Annotated in this window: 13 protein-coding genes and 6 pseudogenes; 7 read left to right on the plus strand and 12 right to left on the minus strand. The window is 67.9% G+C overall.

Features of this window, described 5'->3' with window-relative positions:
* Positions 1 to 13 precede the first annotated feature (13 nt).
* The 3 genes from NWF34_RS08330 (at position 14) to NWF34_RS08340 (ending at position 3,595) form a co-directional block, all read left to right on the plus strand.
* Positions 14 to 1,654 carry a serine/threonine-protein kinase gene (locus NWF34_RS08330; protein WP_096274931.1) on the plus strand — a complete coding sequence of 547 codons (1,641 nt, stop codon included), beginning with the start codon at positions 14 to 16 and terminating at the stop codon, positions 1,652 to 1,654.
* Positions 1,654 to 2,577: a hypothetical protein gene (locus tag NWF34_RS08335; RefSeq protein ID WP_096273655.1), complete on the plus strand. Its 924-nt coding sequence runs from the start codon at positions 1,654 to 1,656 to the stop codon at positions 2,575 to 2,577. Before NWF34_RS08330 ends, NWF34_RS08335 begins: the two co-directional genes overlap by 1 nt.
* Positions 2,578 to 2,749: 172 nt before the next feature.
* The gene (locus NWF34_RS08340; RefSeq protein ID WP_096274932.1) at positions 2,750 to 3,595 is read left to right on the plus strand and encodes a hypothetical protein; all 846 of its coding nucleotides are present in this window, start codon (positions 2,750 to 2,752) and stop codon (positions 3,593 to 3,595) included.
* 7 nt (positions 3,596 to 3,602) lie between these two features.
* Here NWF34_RS08340 and NWF34_RS08345 read toward each other — a convergent pair whose 3' ends face one another.
* The 5 genes and pseudogenes from NWF34_RS08345 to NWF34_RS08365 form a co-directional block, all read right to left on the minus strand.
* Positions 3,603 to 4,922, minus strand: a complete 1,320-nt coding sequence (locus NWF34_RS08345) for a YibE/F family protein (protein ID WP_006434346.1) — start codon at positions 4,920 to 4,922, stop codon at positions 3,603 to 3,605.
* Between the two features lie 82 nt (positions 4,923 to 5,004).
* Positions 5,005 to 5,744 (minus strand): annotated as a pseudogene (locus NWF34_RS08350) (MetQ/NlpA family ABC transporter substrate-binding protein).
* A gap of 61 nt (positions 5,745 to 5,805) precedes the next feature.
* Positions 5,806 to 6,513, minus strand: a complete 708-nt coding sequence (locus NWF34_RS08355) for a methionine ABC transporter permease (RefSeq protein ID WP_096274933.1) — start codon at positions 6,511 to 6,513, stop codon at positions 5,806 to 5,808.
* Positions 6,508 to 6,969, minus strand: a pseudogene (locus NWF34_RS08360) (methionine ABC transporter ATP-binding protein); the annotation flags it as partial. The pseudogene NWF34_RS08360 and the gene NWF34_RS08355, both read right to left, overlap by 6 nt.
* A gap of 59 nt (positions 6,970 to 7,028) precedes the next feature.
* A pseudogene (locus NWF34_RS08365) lies at positions 7,029 to 7,751 on the minus strand (LLM class flavin-dependent oxidoreductase).
* A gap of 149 nt (positions 7,752 to 7,900) precedes the next feature.
* Here NWF34_RS08365 and NWF34_RS08370 point away from each other — a divergent pair.
* On the plus strand, positions 7,901 to 8,404 hold the full coding sequence (locus NWF34_RS08370) for a DinB family protein (protein ID WP_006434351.1): 504 nt from the start codon (positions 7,901 to 7,903) through the stop codon (positions 8,402 to 8,404).
* 110 nt (positions 8,405 to 8,514) lie between these two features.
* On the opposite strand, the gene NWF34_RS08375 is transcribed toward NWF34_RS08370, so the two are convergent.
* Positions 8,515 to 8,931 (minus strand): DUF6764 family protein, encoded by a 417-nt coding sequence (locus NWF34_RS08375; RefSeq protein WP_006434352.1) that lies wholly within the window; start codon positions 8,929 to 8,931, stop codon positions 8,515 to 8,517.
* 141 nt (positions 8,932 to 9,072) lie between these two features.
* Between NWF34_RS08375 and NWF34_RS08380 the strand changes: the two are divergent.
* Positions 9,073 to 10,003: pseudogene (locus NWF34_RS08380) on the plus strand (LLM class F420-dependent oxidoreductase).
* A 3-nt stretch (positions 10,004 to 10,006) separates the two neighbouring features.
* On the opposite strand, the pseudogene NWF34_RS08385 reads toward NWF34_RS08380, so the two are convergent.
* The 3 genes and pseudogenes from NWF34_RS08385 to NWF34_RS08395 form a co-directional block, all read right to left on the minus strand.
* Positions 10,007 to 10,736, minus strand: a pseudogene (locus NWF34_RS08385) (pirin family protein).
* Entirely contained in the window at positions 10,736 to 11,206 is a 471-nt protein-coding gene (locus NWF34_RS08390; protein WP_096273657.1) for a MarR family winged helix-turn-helix transcriptional regulator, read from the minus strand. The pseudogene NWF34_RS08385 and the gene NWF34_RS08390 overlap by 1 nt, the downstream one beginning before the upstream one ends.
* Before the next feature lie 3 nt (positions 11,207 to 11,209).
* Positions 11,210 to 12,181 (minus strand): pirin family protein, encoded by a 972-nt coding sequence (locus NWF34_RS08395; RefSeq protein WP_006434356.1) that lies wholly within the window; start codon positions 12,179 to 12,181, stop codon positions 11,210 to 11,212.
* 129 nt (positions 12,182 to 12,310) lie between these two features.
* Between NWF34_RS08395 and NWF34_RS08400 the strand changes: the two genes are divergently transcribed.
* Together NWF34_RS08400 and NWF34_RS08405 are read left to right on the plus strand one after the other, a co-directional pair.
* Positions 12,311 to 12,691, plus strand: a complete 381-nt coding sequence (locus NWF34_RS08400; RefSeq protein ID WP_096273659.1) for a hypothetical protein — start codon at positions 12,311 to 12,313, stop codon at positions 12,689 to 12,691.
* Positions 12,692 to 12,734: 43 nt separating this feature from the next.
* Positions 12,735 to 13,574: an alpha/beta hydrolase gene (locus tag NWF34_RS08405; protein ID WP_096273662.1), complete on the plus strand. Its 840-nt coding sequence runs from the start codon at positions 12,735 to 12,737 to the stop codon at positions 13,572 to 13,574.
* A 15-nt stretch (positions 13,575 to 13,589) separates the two neighbouring features.
* On the opposite strand, the pseudogene NWF34_RS08410 reads toward NWF34_RS08405, so the two are convergent.
* The 3 genes and pseudogenes from NWF34_RS08410 to NWF34_RS08420 form a co-directional block, all read right to left on the minus strand.
* Positions 13,590 to 14,030: pseudogene (locus NWF34_RS08410) on the minus strand (hypothetical protein).
* A gap of 33 nt (positions 14,031 to 14,063) precedes the next feature.
* Positions 14,064 to 15,542: an alpha/beta hydrolase family protein gene (locus NWF34_RS08415; protein ID WP_096273664.1), complete on the minus strand. Its 1,479-nt coding sequence runs from the start codon at positions 15,540 to 15,542 to the stop codon at positions 14,064 to 14,066.
* 80 nt (positions 15,543 to 15,622) lie between these two features.
* Complete coding sequence (locus NWF34_RS08420) at positions 15,623 to 16,429, minus strand: alpha/beta fold hydrolase (protein WP_258324683.1); 807 nt, start codon at positions 16,427 to 16,429, stop codon at positions 15,623 to 15,625.
* Positions 16,430 to 16,468: the final 39 nt, after the last annotated feature.

Consider the following 16,468-nt stretch of genomic DNA (forward strand, 5'->3'; position numbering starts at 1 on the left):
TATGCTGCTCGGTATGTCAGGAAGCCGGGTCGGCACGCAGTTCGGGCCCTATCGTCTCGACGCACTGTTGGGGCGGGGCGGCATGGGAGAGGTCTACCGGGCATACGACACCGCCAAGGACCGTACCGTCGCGCTGAAACTGCTCAACCCAGGTCTCGCGGACGACACCATGTACCAGGAGCGATTCCGCCGGGAGTCGCACGCCGCGGCGCGACTGGGTGAGCCACACGTCATCCCGATCCACGACTGGGGCGAGATCGAGGGCGTGCTCTTCATCGACATGCGCCTCGTCGCCGGCGAAGACCTGCGGGCCCTGCTCAGCCGCGAGACGCGGCTCGAGCCGGCACGGGCGGTCTCGATCGTCGAGCAGGTGGCCGCGGCACTCGATGCCGCCCACACCGAGGGGTTGATGCACCGGGACATCAAGCCGGAGAACGTCCTCGTCGATGCCAACGACTTCGCCTACCTCGTCGATTTCGGTATCGCCCACGGCGCCGACGACACGCACCTCACGCAGACGGGTACCGCCGTCGGTTCGATCGCGTACATGGCGCCCGAGCTGTTCGACGCGGCGTCGCCGGGTCCGGCGAGCGACATCTACAGCCTCGCGTGCGTGCTGTTCGAGTGCCTCACCGGCCAGGTGCCACATCCCGCGAAGACCGTGAGCGCCGCTATCAAGGCAGCGGTCCTGTCGCCCCCGCCGGCGCCGAGCTCGGTCAACGCCGACGTCCCGGAGGCGATGGATGCTGTCCTCCGGACAGGTCTCGCCGCCGAACCGTCCGAACGCTACGAATCGGCGCGGGAGCTGGCTCGCGCTGCCCGCGCGGCGTTGTCCGGCGACCCGGACGCCGGACCCGCAGCAGACTCGGCGACAAGCATCATCAAGGCGCCCCACACCGTCATCGCCCCGGTCGAACCGGCGTACGAGCCGACCCAGATCCGCCAGACGACCGGCCCCGAGACCGCTGCGGGACCACAGATGTCCGGTCCGCAGCAGGTATCGGCACCCCAGTCGTATCCCGAGTCACACCCTGAGTGGGGCGGATCCGGCACCCGACAGCTCTCCGGGCCACAGACCTTCGGCGCGTCACAGCAGATGTCCGCACCCGCGTATCATGTTGAGCCGCAGCAGTTCTCGTCAGCTCAGCAGTACCCGAGCGCATACGGACCGCCACCCGGTTATCCGCCGGCCTATGGACAGCCCCGGCAACGGCGCTCGGCGGCGATCCCGATCCTCCTCGGGCTGATCGCGGTTGTCCTCGTGGGCATCGCCGTCGTCGTGGGCGTCCTCCTCGCGGGTTCAGGGGGCGACAGTTCGGAACAGGTCGCCGACCCGACCACCCCGACGATCACCGAGACCGTCGCGCCGCCGCCGACCGTCGAGAACGCACCCCAGGGGCCGCGCGCTCCCGCGGCGCCACCGCCGGGGTCCGCGCCGTGCGACGCGACCGTCGGCGTGGGGACATCGGTGACGAGCTGCCCGTTCGCCTTCGCGGTTCGAGACGCGTACTTCAGTGTGGGACAAGACCGTTCCCCACGCGTGGTGACCGCGGCGAGTCCCGTCACGGGGCAGTCGTATGCGATGAGCTGCGTCCCGGAGGGGGCGATCGTGGCATGCCGCGGCGGGAACGACGCGGTGGTGCACATCTACTGATGAGGACCACGCAGACGATCAGGTCCGTGGCGGTCGCGCTCGGATTCGTCGTGGCGGTCACCGCCGGTTGTACGACGTCCGCCGACCCCGCCCCGATCACACCGGTCACCGTGACTGTGACGTCGACACCCTCGACCCCGGTCCAGCCCACACCGGGCCAGCACGGGGCGGGGAGCCCGGCGCCACCGGTCCCCGCCTCGTACGGCGCGCTGGCCGCGAGCTTCCGCAAGGTCGCGTCGTCGACCGGGCTGACCGTCGGCATCGCGATCGCGCCGGTCGGCGGCGATGCGGTCCCCGCACTGACCCTGGGGGACACCACACCGCAGGTCGCATGGTCGACGATCAAGGTGCCGCTCGCGGTCGCCGCCGAACGCCAGAACGGACCCAGCCCGGCCGCTGGTGCGGCGATCATCAACTCCGACAACGGTTCCGCCGAGGCATTGTGGTCGTCGCTGGGCGGCGGACAGAGCGCCGCCGACGCGGTCACCGCGGTGCTGCGCGACGGAGGTGACACCACCACCGTCGTCCCGGCCACACAGCGTCGGCCGGGGTACACGATCTTCGGTCAGACGATCTGGGCATTGCCCGACGCTGCGACATTCACCGCCCATCTCCCGTGTCTCGAGGGGGCGCGGTCGGTGCTCTCGCTGATGGGTGAGGTCGCCGGGAATCAGCAGTGGGGCGTCGAGGTGATGTCCGCGCCTCGCGCGACGGCCGTGAAAGGCGGCTGGGGTCCCGGCATGTCAGCGGGGTATCTCGTGCGTCAGATCGGCCTGTTCACCTTTCGTGACGGTCAGCGCACCGCGGTGGCGATGAGTGCGGTCGGCGGGTCGATGACCGGCGGGATCGCGGCGCTGAACGCGGTGGCCGCCTGGCTCGACACCAACATGACCCGGCTGCCACGCGGCCGGTGTGCCGCCTGAGACCGAATTCCGCCGTCGCCGTCGGCGTGATGCCGGTCGCAGCAAGGTCCCGATTGGGTATACGAGCTGGTCACCCGGCCGGCCGCGGCACTACTCTCGTGTGTCTAAAGTGACTCAGGAGAATACTGTGAAAGTTGTGACTCGGTGTGCGCTGGTCGTCGGTGCTGTGATGATGTCCCTCGTCGTCGGTGCCGGAAGCGCGAACGCGGTTCCGCTCCCGGCGCTGCCGCCGCTGCCCGAGCCGTTCGCGTCCTGGTTCACGCCACCGGAACCGGTCGACAAGAAGCTGGCGAAGAGCTATGCCGCACTCCAGAAGTCGATGAAGAAGTCACTGCCCGGCCAGCTGGGTGTCGCCATCGTGCCGGTCGGCAGCGACCAGGTCATCTCGCTGGGATCGCTCAAGGCGGGCCGGGCGTGGTCGACGATGAAGGTTCCGGTTTCGCTGGCCGCCCAACGCGAGCGCGGTCCCGCCGTCGCAAGGATGGAGGACAAGGCGATCACCTTCTCCGACAACGACGCCGCGGGCGAACTGTGGGGAGCACTCGGCGGCGGGCGCGCCTCCGTCGACGCGGTGACCGCCGTGCTGCGCGAAGGACACGACACCCGGACGCACGTCTCCTCGGAGATCGACACCCCGGCGTCGTATCCGGGATACACCTCCTGGGCTCTGCGCGACCAGGCCCTGTTCGGCGCGCATCTGCCCTGCCTGCCCGGCAGCGAACACATCATCCGGCTGATGAGCGACGTCGCCCCGAACCAGCAGTGGGGCATCGCCAGGGTCGGCCGGAACAAGGGGGCGGTGACCGCCGTCAAGGGCGGCTGGGGTCCGGCCACGTCCAGAACCGGTGGTCATCTCGTGCGTCAGCTCGGCATCATCAGCACAGTCGACGGCCAGGTCGCGGTCTCGATGGCGGCGATCCCACGCAGCGGGTCGTTCACCGACGGCACCAAGATGCTCACGCGACTGGGCAACTGGCTCGGCAAGAACCTGGTCGAACTGCCCAAGGGACGGTGCTGAACTCCCCTCAGCTCGCCGCGGGTGACGGCATGCCCGCCGGTCGGCAGAGGGCCGCGGCGATCGCGGTGGTCAGCGGAACCGACAAGGCGATCGCGATACCGCCGACGAAGGACCGCGCGAGTTCGACGGCCACCACGTCAGTGGTGAGCAGACCTCCGAGGGGTTGCTGGGCGACCGAGAAGAGCAGCATCAGCGGCAGGGCGCTGCCGGCGTAGGCGAAGACCAGGGTGTAGACGGTGCTCGCGATGTGGTCGCGTCCCACGCGCATCGCGGCCTTGAAGGTCGCGAGCCGGGTCGGTTCGCCCGCGGCGGCCAGTTCGAAGGCCGCGGACGCCTGGGTGATCGTCACGTCGTTGAGGACGCCGAGCGTGCCGATGATGAATCCGGCCAGCAGTAGACCGCTGACCGAGATGTTGCCCTGATAGACCTGCAGATTGGTGGTCTGGTCGCCGGACAAACCGGTCAGGTTCATCGTCTCGATCGCCAGCCAGCTCAACAGGCCGGCCATCAGCAGTGAGGTCAACGTGCCGAGCAGGGCCGAACTCGTACGGAGGCTGACGCCGTGTGCGAGGTAGAGCACCACGAACAGGATCGCCGCCGACGACACCACCGCCACCGCGACCGGGGATGATCCATCGAGGATGGCCGGCAGGGTGAACCCGCCGAGGACGACGAAGGCGAAGGCGAGGCCGAGGATCGAGCGGAATCCGCGCCACGCCGCGACCAGCACGATTGCCGCGATGAAGAGGATCGCCCAGACGATCGTGGCCGTGCCGCGCTGGAAGTCGAAGAAGGTGTACCGATTGCCTTCCGGTCCGGGCACCGTCGAGAGCCGGATCGCATCGCCGACGTGGAGCGTCGGCTGACCGGCCTGCGGCTCGTCGCTCGCGCCCGGGGTCGGCGTGCCCTCGGGTCCCGGTTCGGTCCCCGACTGTGCACCCTTCGTGGGGATCTCCAACACCGTGTACCGGCCGGCGGCCTCACCCGAGTCGATGCGGACCGCGTTCAGGATGCAGGGCCCGCCGGCGACCGGGTTGACGGGGATGTCGGCGGTCTCGAGCACCGACCCCGCCGCCGGGTTGAGACAGTTCGCGCGGAACTGGTCGACGACCTCGCCGTCGACCGTCTGGATCGAGCCGCCGTCGGCCGCCCGGAACTGCGTGGGCACCGGATGCTCGGAATCCGACGGCCAGAGAACGATCATTCCGATCGTCACAGCCACCGCGGTGACCGCCAGGGTCCCGATGACCAGCCACCGCGCGAACGGGGACAGCATGTGGGAGATGTCGGTCAGCGAATGTGAATGACCGTGATGTGTGCGCTCCACGCCGGTGAGCCTATGCGTAAGCGCCCGGGTCGTGGTGTGCGACCCGGGCGCCCGGTGTGAACACGCGTCACGGAATGGTGGCCTACAAGGGCAGGAGAATGTTCTTCACCTGCGGATCGGTGCGCAGGAATTCCTGCACCGCGGGATCCTTGAACGCGGCTACGAGGTTCTTGATGTTGTCGGTGTTCTCCCACTCGGTGCCGATGGTGAGCTGTCCGGCGAACTCGTCGGGGGCCGGGGGAGCGTAGATCTGCTTCTCGATCGGGATGTTCGCGGCCGGGTAGTACTCGGTGTAGCCGACGGTCGCGTCGAGATCGGCCAGCGACCGGGACTGAGCGGCGAAGTCGAGCAGCACGAACTGCAGGTTGCGCGGGTTGGTGGTGATGTCCTTCTGGGTCGCCGTCCACTTGTCGATGCCCGGTTTGAGGGTGATCAGGCCGGCGCGCTCCAGCAGCCACAGGCACCGTCGCTGACTGCGCGGTTGAGCGTGGTCGAGTCGGCGAGCCCCTTGAAGGCGACCTTGATCCCGTATCGGGGCGCGACCTCGTTGCCGATGTACTCGACGAGCGCCTGCTCGGCGGCGTTGCCCTCGGCGGTGACGACGGTGAGCGTCGCACCCGGGGTCTCGTTGGGGGAGGTCGAATCCGAGCCGAGGAACCGCCAGCCGAGGACGCCGGCCAGAACAGCGACGACGACGAGGACGCCGGCGATCAGCGGCCAGCGGCGACGCGTGGAGATCTCGATGTCGGAATTGCCTGCGGGCGGCGGAGTTTCGGGCGACTTGTCCGACACGTCAGTGGCGGAACCGGTGTCCTGGGACATGCGTGAACCTTTCAAGAGTGGTGAAAGTGAGACGAGGGGCTCTGGCGTGAAGGCGCGTCGGTCAGTGGTTGACGCGCTTGGAGGTCACCGGGTTGAGGCTGCGCGCGAGTGCGTCGCCGGCCAGCTGGATCAACGCCACGGTGATCACCAGCACGATGATCGTGGCGACCATGACGCCCTGGTCGAAGCGCTGGTAGCCGTAGGTCACCGCCACGTAGCCGAGGCCGCCGGCGCCGATCGTGCCGGCAATGGTCGAGTATTCGATCATCGCGATGGTGTTGATGGTCAGACCACCCACGATGCTCGGCAGGGCCTCGGGAACCTGTGCCTTCCAGATGATCTGGGCGTTGGAGCCGCCCGATGCGCGGGCCACGTCGATCGTCGACGCCGGGACCGACCGCAGCGAGTTCTCCACGATGCGGGTGAAGAAGGCGATACCGGCGATGGACATCGGGACCACCGCCGCGGCGATGCCGATGTTGGTGCCGGTGACGAGGCGGGTGAACGGGATGATCGCCGTCATCAACACCAGGAACGGCAACGACCGCCCGATGCTGATGATCCAGGACAACGGTGTGTGCAGCGCCCGGTTCTCGAAAAGGCCACCGGGAGCGAGGTTGTGGACCAGTGCGCCGAGCGGGACGCCGACGACGAGGACGACGACCATCACGATGCTGACCATCAGGACGGTGTCGACGAACGCCGGGAGCAGCAGATCGGGGATCTCGTCGAGCGGAACGGTGATGCCGGCCAGGTTGATCGTGCTCATGCCGCGGGGTCGAAGTGCGCGTCCGAGAACCGAATCGGGATCGAGTACCAACTTCTCGAGGCGTCCGTGCTCGACGATGCGTCCGTGGTCGAGTCGGCCGACGGTGTCGGCGACGCGCACGATGGTGTCCATCTCGTGGGTGATGAACACGACTGCCAGACCGAGTTCGTTCCGGACCTCGGTCAGGAGTTCCGGGAAGGTGTCGGTGGCCGGGTCGAGTCCGGAGGTGGCCTCGTCCGACAGCAGCACCGACGGCTGCCCGCCGGAGAGCTGATGGGGGTACAGATTCGCCTTGTCGGACAGGCCGACCAGGTCGAGCAGGTCGGCGACCCGCGACGTGGTGGAAGCCTTTGTCGCGCCCAGGTACTCGAGCGGAAGGGCGACGTTCTGCGCTGCGGTCCGCCGCGAGAGCAGACTGGCCGGCTGGAAGACCGTGCCGATGCGGCGTCGAGCACGGTGGTGGGGTTCGGCGAACCGACCCCGAAGATCTTGCCCGAGAGCCATCGCGGTTCGACCTACCGCGTCGGCGGCGTGAGCGTGTAGATTCTGGCGTCGTAGGGATCTCGTCCGGCCAGGACGAGTTCCTCGCGGATCTTGCTCACGACGTCGCCCAGGATCGCCTTGGTGGGTGCGGCGACGAAGACGGCTTCGGCGTTCTCCGCGGCGAAACGGCGACCGCGTGGTGAGGCGCCCGCCTGGTAGATGACCGGCGAACCCTGTGGCGACGGCTCGGAGAGGTGGATGCCGGGAACGGTGTAGTGCTCACCGTGGTGTCCGATGTGGTGGACCTTGGCCGGATCGGCGAAGATGCCGCGCCTCGCGGTCGCGGCGTACCGCGTCCCGTTCCCAGGAGCCCTCCCACAGCTTGTAGAGCACGGTCAGGTACGACCGCGGGTGAGGTGGTCGAGCGTCGACAGACGACGTGCGAACGGATAAGGGTGTTCGAAACCGGTGCCGGTGGTGACGCCGAACCCGAGGTGCTGGGTTGCGTGTGCCATCGCGGAAACCAGCAGCAGCGGGTCGTTGACCGGGATCTGGGCGCCCTGGCGGATCGCCGCCTCGTCGGTGCCGGACAGGACGTCGTAGGTACCGAGGACATCGGCGATGAACAGGCCGTCGAAGCCGCCGGTCTCCAGGAGCCGGGCGAGGTCGACCCAGTAGTCGATGGTGTTGTAGTTCCACGACCGGTCGCTCGGATGGCGCCACAGGCCGGGGGACTGGTGCGCAACGCAATTCATGTCGAAGGCGTTGAAGCGGATCTTACGGGTGGAGCGCGAGCCGTCGGCGGGGGTCACGGCAGGCTGGTTCTGTTCAGACACCGGAGGAATGATGCTGACGGATCGGCGGACTCGCCATCCTTGCGCGCACGGCGAACTAAACTTGCCGCATGCGCGCCACAGATGTGTTAATCGACGGTCTCGGACGGGTCGCCGGGAATGTTCATGCGCTGCTCAGCGATATCGAGCCGGACATCCTTAATCGGGCACCGGCGTCGGGAGCGAACACGATCGCCTGGCTGGTGTGGCACCTGACGCGCGTTCAGGATTCGCACATCGCCGACGTCGCCGACACCGACGAGGTATGGGTGAGCGGCGGTTGGGTCGATCGATTCGACCTGCCGTTCTCGCCGGCCGACAGCGGGTACGGCCATTCGGCCGAGGACGTGGCGCGGGTTGTCGTCGACGATGCGGAATTGCTCCGCGGTTACTACGACGCCACGCACGCGGTCAGCGTCGACTACATTGCGTCGCTGACGGATTCGGATCTGGATCGGATCGTCGACACCAACTGGGACCCGCCGGTGACGCTCGGTGTCCGCCTGGTCAGCGTGGTCGACGACGATGCCCAGCACATCGGGCAGGCGGCTTATCTCCGCGGGTTGTTCGTCTGACCGGCGGCGTCATGCCCGGGGAGACGGTGGAGGCAGGCCGACCCTGGGACTCCAGGCCGGTCGCCCTCCGCACCCGAAGGCACGAAACCGTTCTCTCGGCTGTCCGAGAGTTAGGACCTGCAGCCCTTGAAGGTCTGGAAGTCACCGGCGAATGCAGGGCCGCCCTTGCAGGTGGGGCCGTTCTTGCCGTCGACGACCACCTCGGCGCCGGGTCCTGCGATACCGATGGCCAGTCCGGCGCGGTCGCCGGTCATGGTGACAGTGGCACCGGGCCCGAGCGCGATCGCCGCGGGGCCGGCGAAGTTGTTCGCCTCGGAGGTGGCCTTGCCGCCGTTGTCGGTGATGGCCAGTGCCAGACCGGTGGGGCCGGACTCGGCGCTGCACGAGGCCATGGAGGAGGTCTGACCAGGCAGAGCGGGACACACCGCGGGGGCTGCACCGGCCGACGGCGAGGCGGCGAGCGATACCGCGGTCGCCCCGGCGGCAGCGACGACGAAACCGAGGGCTGTACGCGCAACTGTCTTCATTTAGGACTCCTTTGTCGAGTACTCGGCCGAGTACTGGGTTGGGTGTCGAGCTCAAGCGATTCGGATTCACCGCGGTGCCGGATGGGCCGCGGGGAACTTGCGCCGCACCTGGTGAATGCCCACTGCGCGTAAGTTGAAACCGTGCAATTGCGAATCTTCACCGAACCCCAGCAAAGGCGCGACCTACGATCAGCTGCTCGCAGTCGCGAAGGCGACCGAGGAACTCGGATTCGACGCCTTCTTCCGCTCCGACCATTTCAGCGGCATGGGCGGCGACGGACTGCCCGGACCCTCGGATGCGTGGATCACGCTGGCCGGGCTGGCGCGGGAGACGTCGCGGATTCGACTGGGCACACTGGTCTCGTCGGCCACCTTCCGCCTGCCGGGCCCGTTCGCGATAGCGGTGGCCAACGTCGACCAGATGAGCGGCGGTCGAATCGAACTGGGTCTCGGTGCGGGCTGGTATGAGCCCGAGCACGAGGCGTACGGCATCCCGTTCCCGTCGCTGAAGGAACGGTTCGACCGGCTCGAGGAGAGCTTCGAGATCATCACCGGTCTGTGGGGTACGCCCGAGGGAAGCCGATTCGACTACCGCGGTGAGCATTTCCAGCTCAGCAACTCACCGGCGCTGCCGAAGCCGGTGCAGCGCCCCCGTCCGCCGATCATCGTCGGCGGCAGCGGAAAGAAGCGCACGCCGGCACTGGCGGCACGATTCGCCGACGAGTTCAACGTGGTGTTCCAGCCCGTGGACGTCGCACGTGAGCTGATCGGCAACGTGCGCGCGGCCTGCGCCGCGGCGGGGCGTCGTCCCGAGACCATGACCTATTCGGGTGCGCTCGTCTTGTGTTGTGGCAGTGACGAAGCCGAATTCCGGCGCCGTGCCGAGGCGATCGGCCGGGAGCCGGAGGAACTGCGCGAGAACGGCGCCGCGGGGACGCCCGACGAGGTCGTCGCGAAGATCGAGAGCTATCGCGAGCTCGGGATCACCCGGATGTATCTCCAGACCCTGGACCTCGACGATCTCGATCACCTCGAACTCGTTGCGTCGAAGGTGATCCCGCAACTCGGCTGAGCCTCAGGCGACGCCGGCGTGCATCTCCCAGAACAGGATCTCGGCTCCGCCGGAGCTGTGCAGGAAGATCTCGCCGGCTTTCTCGTGCGCACCGCATCGCCTTCGAGGAGTCGGTCGTCGACGGCCAGTTCCACCTCCCCTCGCGCCACGTAGAGGTGGCCGTAGGGGGAGGCGGGAAGAGTCACGGTCCGGCCGGCGGGCATCTGCGCCACATGCAGGGCGGCGGTGGAGTTGTTGATGGTCACCGGTGTCGTGGTCGCGTGGCGGGACAGCCCGGAGACGACGACCACGAGGTCGCCGGTCGCCAACGCGGCGGTGACGTCGGCCTCGGCGTAGCCGGGCTCGAGGCCGGTCTCCTCCGGAGCAACCCACATCTGGACCACGCGCAGATCGGTGCCGTCCAGACGGCCGGTGGCGTTGCTCTCGCTGTGGGAGATCCCGCGGCCGCAGTCATGCGTTGCACGATCCCGGGTTTCAGGATGCCGTCGTTTCCGGCGGAATCACGGTGGCGTAGTGCGCCGTCGAGGACCCAGGTGACGATCTCGGCGTCACGGTGCTGATGCCGGTCGAGTCCTTCGCCCGCGTCGACCCGATCGTCGTTGTGCACCAGCAGGACTCCGTGGGCGTTCGCCGCCAGATCGAAGTTGCCCGTCGCCGGAAACGACTGCCAGGACTCGAGCCATTCGTTGCGCTAGTGATGACGTTCGTCGGCCCGGATGATGGTGAATGACATCAGGTCTCCTGGGTTCTCGGATGAATGGTGTCGAGGTGGGCGGCGAGTCGTTCCATCACCGCTCGCAGCTCGCGTCCGTCCGACGGCCGGAGCGCCGAGAAGAACAGTGCATCGACGCATTGGTGGTGGTCGCGGGCGGCACTCCGGAACGCGGAGCGTCCCTCCTCGGTGAGTACCGCGTAGCTGCCGCGCCTGTCCTCGGTGGCGCGTTCCCGCTGCAGCCAGCCACGTTTCACCATCGCATCGACCTGATACGAGAGTCGCGACGTGGAGAACACCATGCGGTGTGCCAGATCTCGCATACGCAATCTGCCGCCCTCGCTCTCGTGGAGGATGAGCAGCACGCTGTAGTCGGCGAGGCTCATCCCGGTGCCGGCTCGCAGATCGTCGTCGAGCATGGTCTGCAGGCGCGCGGCGGTCTCGATGAAGACGCGCCACGCGCCCTGCAGGTCATCGGAATCGGTGGCCATGGATCAGCGAACGGTGTGCGGCATCAGTGCATCCGGCGGGACGACGCCGAGCCGACCGGCCTGATAGTCCTCCATGGCCTCGATGAGCTGCTGACGGGTGTTCATCACGAACGGACCGTACTGCGCGACGGGTTCGCGGATAGGTCGGCCCCCGAGAAGAAGAACCTCCAGGGCAGGGCGGTTGCTGTCCTGCGCACCGTCGGCGGCCACGGTGATGCGATCACCCTTGCCGAGAACCGCGAGGGAGCCCTGCTCGATCGGACGTCCCTCCGCGCCGACGCGTCCGCGGCCGGACAACACGTACACCAGCGCGTTGAACTCGGGATTCCACGGGATCGACACCGCCGCACCGGGTTGCACCGTGGCGTGGGCCATCGTGATCGGGGTGTGTGTGGAGCCCGGTCCGCGGTGTCCCTCGATATCACCGGCGATGATCCGGATCAGCGACCCGGCGTCGGGCGAGGTCACCAGGCCCACCTGGCCGCCCTCGAGGTTCTGGTAGTTCGGCGGGAGGAACTTGTTCTCGGCCGGGAGGTTGACCCACAGCTGGATGCCGTGGAACAGTCCGCCGGACTCCACCAACTCGGCCGGCGGCGTCTCGATGTGCAGGATGCCGGAGCCCGCCGTCATCCACTGCGTCGCACCGTCCTCGATGAGGCCGCCACCGCCCGCGGAGTCCTGGTGCGCGAAGCGGCCGTCGATGATGTAGGTGACCGTCTCGAAGCCGCGGTGCGGATGCCAGGAGGTGCCGCGCGGTTCGCCGGGCTCGTAGTCGACCTCACCCATCTGGTCCATGTGGATGAACGGATCGAGTTCGGCGGGGGAGACGCCCGCGAAGGCGCGCACCACCGGAAACCCTTCTCCTTCGTAGCCGCGCGGTCCGCGGGTGACGGATCGGACGGGACGCTCGATGGCGTCGAACCCGGGCGAGGACAGGCGCGTCAACGACAAGGTGTCGGCGGAGACGGCAGGCATGGTGTGCTCCTTCGGTCGACAAGTCACTCAAATTTGAGTGACTCTGTGTGGGTCAACCGCGCGGGGTGGCGGGCTATTCCTCGCTCGTTCGGTCTCCCGCCGTGCGCGTGGTGGGTGATAATCCAGCCCATGGTCGACACCGCGTCTTCGAAGCCACCCGAGCGGCAGCGCATCAAGAAGCTGGCGCAGGCAGCGCTCAATGCCGATATGACGGTGGAGCAGCTCGAGGGAATCCTCGCCGACATGGGTGAGACCCTGGAGGGACTCGGCCCGACGATGAGCAATCTGGACGCGACGATCGAGAAACTCGACGCGACGCTCGCGCGGATGTCGGGAACACTCGATCAGGTGGACGCGACTGTCGACCGGATGTCCGACGTCGTCGCCCGGCTCGAACGGGTCGTCGCACGCGTCGAGGCGATGGTCGGGATCGGGGAGGCCGCACTACGTCCGCTCGGCATGCTCGAATCGGCAGGAAGGTCGGTCGTGGCACGGCTGGGCCTGCACTGACGAGACAACGGCTCCAACGGCTCCACGGACGAGAGAACAGGCAATGACACCGGAAGAACACAGTTTTCGCGGTCCACACGGCCAGGACATCGTCTACGATGTCCACCGCCCCGAAGGTGATAAGCGCGGTGTCGTGGTCATCGCGCACGGACTCGCCGAACACGGCCGACGGTACGGACATCTGGCGCAGCGCCTCGTCGACGCGGGATTTCTCGTGGCGATCCCCGACCATGTCGGACACGGACGCTCTGGCGGCAAGCGGATGCGGCTGCGTCGGTTCAGCGAATTCACCGGCGATCTCGACACCGTCATCGCCCACGTCGCCGACGAGGCCTTCCCGACCTTCCTGATCGGACACAGCATGGGTGGTTGCATCGCCCTCGACTACGCGCTCGACCATCAGGAGAAGCTCGACGGCCTGATCCTGTCGGGGGCTGCCGTGCTCCCCGGGGACGACCTGTCTCCGCTGGTCGTCAAGATCGCGCCGGTGATCGGAAAGATCGCGCCCGGGCTGCCGACCACCGCGTTGAGTTCGACGAGCATCTCCCGCGATCCGTCCGTGGTGGCGGCCTACGACGCCGATCCGCTCGTGACGCGTGGCAAGATCCCGGCCGGTCTCGGTGGGGCGATGATCTCCACCATGCAGTCGTTCCCGCAGCGTCTGCCGTTGCTGCAGCTGCCGCTGCTCGTGATGCACGGCGGCGCCGACGCCCTCACCGACCCGAAGGGCAGCGAGCTCGTCGAGCGGCTCGCCGGTTCGGAGGACAAGACACTCGTCATCTACGACGACCTGTTCCACGAGATCTTCAACGAGCCCGAGCAGGACGTGGTCCTCGACGAGGTCGTGACCTGGCTGCGGGTGCACACACCCGCCGACTGGTGACGGCGTGCCGGCCGATCAGGCCAGCCGCACGACGACCCCGGCGAGCAGGACCAGCACTCCGCCGATCTCGCCGACGATCAGCGCGACCATGAACAGGTACGTCCCCGGCATCGGCTTCTCGAACTGATTGGTGGTGTCGCGGAGTGCGCCGTGGATGCAGTACGACGCGATCGCGGCGACGAAGAACACGATCGGGACCGCCGCGGCCAGCACGTTGACGACCGGCGCGAACGCACTCAGCTCGACCAGCGCGGCGAGGACGAGGGTCGCGAACGAGTACATCAGTGCCGCACGGTGAGCGATGTCGACGTACACATGCGCGCTGTGCTCGGGCGACGTGCGGATCCCGTGGTACTTCTACACTCCGAGCGCCAGGCCCCAGACCAGGATCGCCCCAGAGGCGACCACCACGGCGATCGTGTCGGTGCCGACCAGGTCGGCCAAGTCAGAGTTCACGCCGTAACGCTAACGGCTGCGAGCGAAGTCGGGTCACCGCCCTGGCGTGGTGGTCGTGGTCGTCGAGGGGACAGACCCGTCCGACCGGGCCGGTCCCGTCGGCGCGAGCTGCGGGATCGTGGGCTTCGTCGTGCTTGCCGCGGCCGATTCCTCTGGGGCCGATTCCTCTGCGGGCGCGGCAGATTCGGCCGCTGCCGACTCGGGTGCTGCGGGCACCGACGCCGACACGTCACCGGTCGACGGGGCAGCCGATCCCGAGGCCTCGGACGAGGCCGCTGATTCGGACGCCGCCGGAGTCCCCGAGGATGCGCTGGACGCGTCCGTCGACTGCAGCGCGGCCAGGACCGAGGCGTCGAGTGCGGGGGAGGCCGTGGCGGCATTCTTCGCCGCCATGGTGACCTTCGCGGGGCCCTCGGGGTCGGGGCTGCCCGACGCCGAGACGACCGTCGTCTTCTCCGTGACCGGCGGATTGTTGCGCAGTGCCTCGAGTACGTGCCCCTTGCCGTCGCCGAGGGCGCGGCCCCAGTTCTCCCAGGTGTGACCGCCGTAGTTGGGCAGCGAGATCACCGATGCACCGGACTGCTTGGCCTGCAGCTGCATCAGGACGGTTGACACCGCGGACAGGATCTCGAGTGCGATCGCCGAGATCTGATCCTGGGGCGCGAGCTTCGCCATCTCGGACGGGGTGAGGAACCCGTTGCCCGACGAGATGATCAGGACCTGGCCGTTCTCGGCGAGCTTGCCGACGTTCTTCGACGGGTCGTTGTCGGTCCAGCGGTCTCCGCCCGGCGCGCCCCACATGTTGACCACGCCGCTGACGTAGTTCGACACCAGGCTCTGCGTCGCGAAGACGCCGAGGGCGCCGATCGGATTGTCGGTCTGGTAGTAACCCGACATCGCCTGGACCACCTTGAACTGCTCCGGGTGCCGTTCGGCGAGCGTGACCGCGGGACCGCCCGACATCGAGAGACCGACGATCGCGTTGTTGTTGCGCGCCACCCCGAACTCCTTCTCGAGGTACGCAGGCAGTTCGGACGTCAGGAAGGTCTCCTGCTTGATGACGGTGTTCTTGTCGCCCGCACCGCCGTCCCAGTCGGTGTAGAACGACGACGCGCCGCCCACCGGCATGACCAGCGTGGTGTCGGCCTTGGCGTCGTAGACGCGGGCCGCCTGGACGTCGGTGGTCCAGGCAGAGCGAGTCTCGCTGGCCCGCATGCCGTCGAGCAGGTAGACGCCGCTGTCGCTGCCGCTCGACGCGCGGATCTGCACGATCACGTCGCGCTGCTGGGATTCCGACCAGACCTTGCAGTTCTGCACGAAGTATCCGGACTTGTCCCAGGTGCAGCCCGGGCGCAACACCTCCGGATGGCCGCGCAGGGCGCTGGCCGTGTTCGACGAGTTGAGCAACGTGCTCGCCCCGAACAGGCCGAGGGTGAGGATCGCGACGACCGAGATGCCGGTCAGGATGCGTTGCCCAGACGAGAGACGACGGATCTTGGATGAATGCGACATAGAACTCCTGACGTACGCGGCCACCCGAAGATCGCGGTCGGTGCCGATGTCAAGAATGTCGTTCGACGACCCGACGGGCGTTACGCGCGCGCCGACTTCGCGGTGCGGATCGTGATCTCGGCGGTCTGCTCCGGACGTTCCCACCAGAACATGTGCCCGACGCCGGGCCAGCGTTCCAGGGTGGCGCCGGGGATCCCGGCGGCGAGCCGTTCGCCCTCGGCGACCCCGATGACCTCGTCGACGTCACCGTGGATGACGGTGGTCGGCACGCTGATGGTGTCCAATCGGTCGCGGGTGTCGTGGCCGCCACAGGCCGTGGCCTGATAGGCGACCACCGCCGATGGCACCTTGCGTAGCGTCGAGGACCGGGTGAAGCGATCGAATGCGCCGTCCCCGGAGCAGAACTCCGGGGAGAGGTTGACCTCGAAGGCGGTTCGGGCGACCCGCGCGGCATCCCGGGAAGCGATGGCCTCGACGAGACGCAGGGCACCGGACGTGCCGATGGCCCCCGGTCCGCCCGCGGTGGTGCAGCCGAGGACGAGGCTGCGTACGCGATCGGGATGGGCGAGGACCAGCTCCTGGGCGATCATGCCGCCCATCGACGTGCCCAGGACGTGCGCGGTGTCCCAGCCGAGTCCGTCGAGGACGCCACGCGCGTCGGCGGCGAGATCGGCGATGGTGAACGCGCCCTCGGCCCGACTGCTCTCGCCGATGCCGCGGTGGTCGTAGACGGCGACCTCGAAGTGCCGGGTGAGTGCGTCGAGGAGTTCATCGGTCCACATCTCCCGATGCGCTGACATTCCCGCGATGAGCAGGAGCGGTTCGCCGGACCCGGTCACCTCGACATCGAGGACGGTCGTGGAGTCGGGATGGGTGGGGATCAGCATGAACGTGAATCGTACCCAGGACGCCTACGCCGCAGGGTG

Source organism: Gordonia sp. GONU, from assembly GCF_024733855.1.
Classification (GTDB): domain Bacteria; phylum Actinomycetota; class Actinomycetes; order Mycobacteriales; family Mycobacteriaceae; genus Gordonia; species Gordonia amicalis.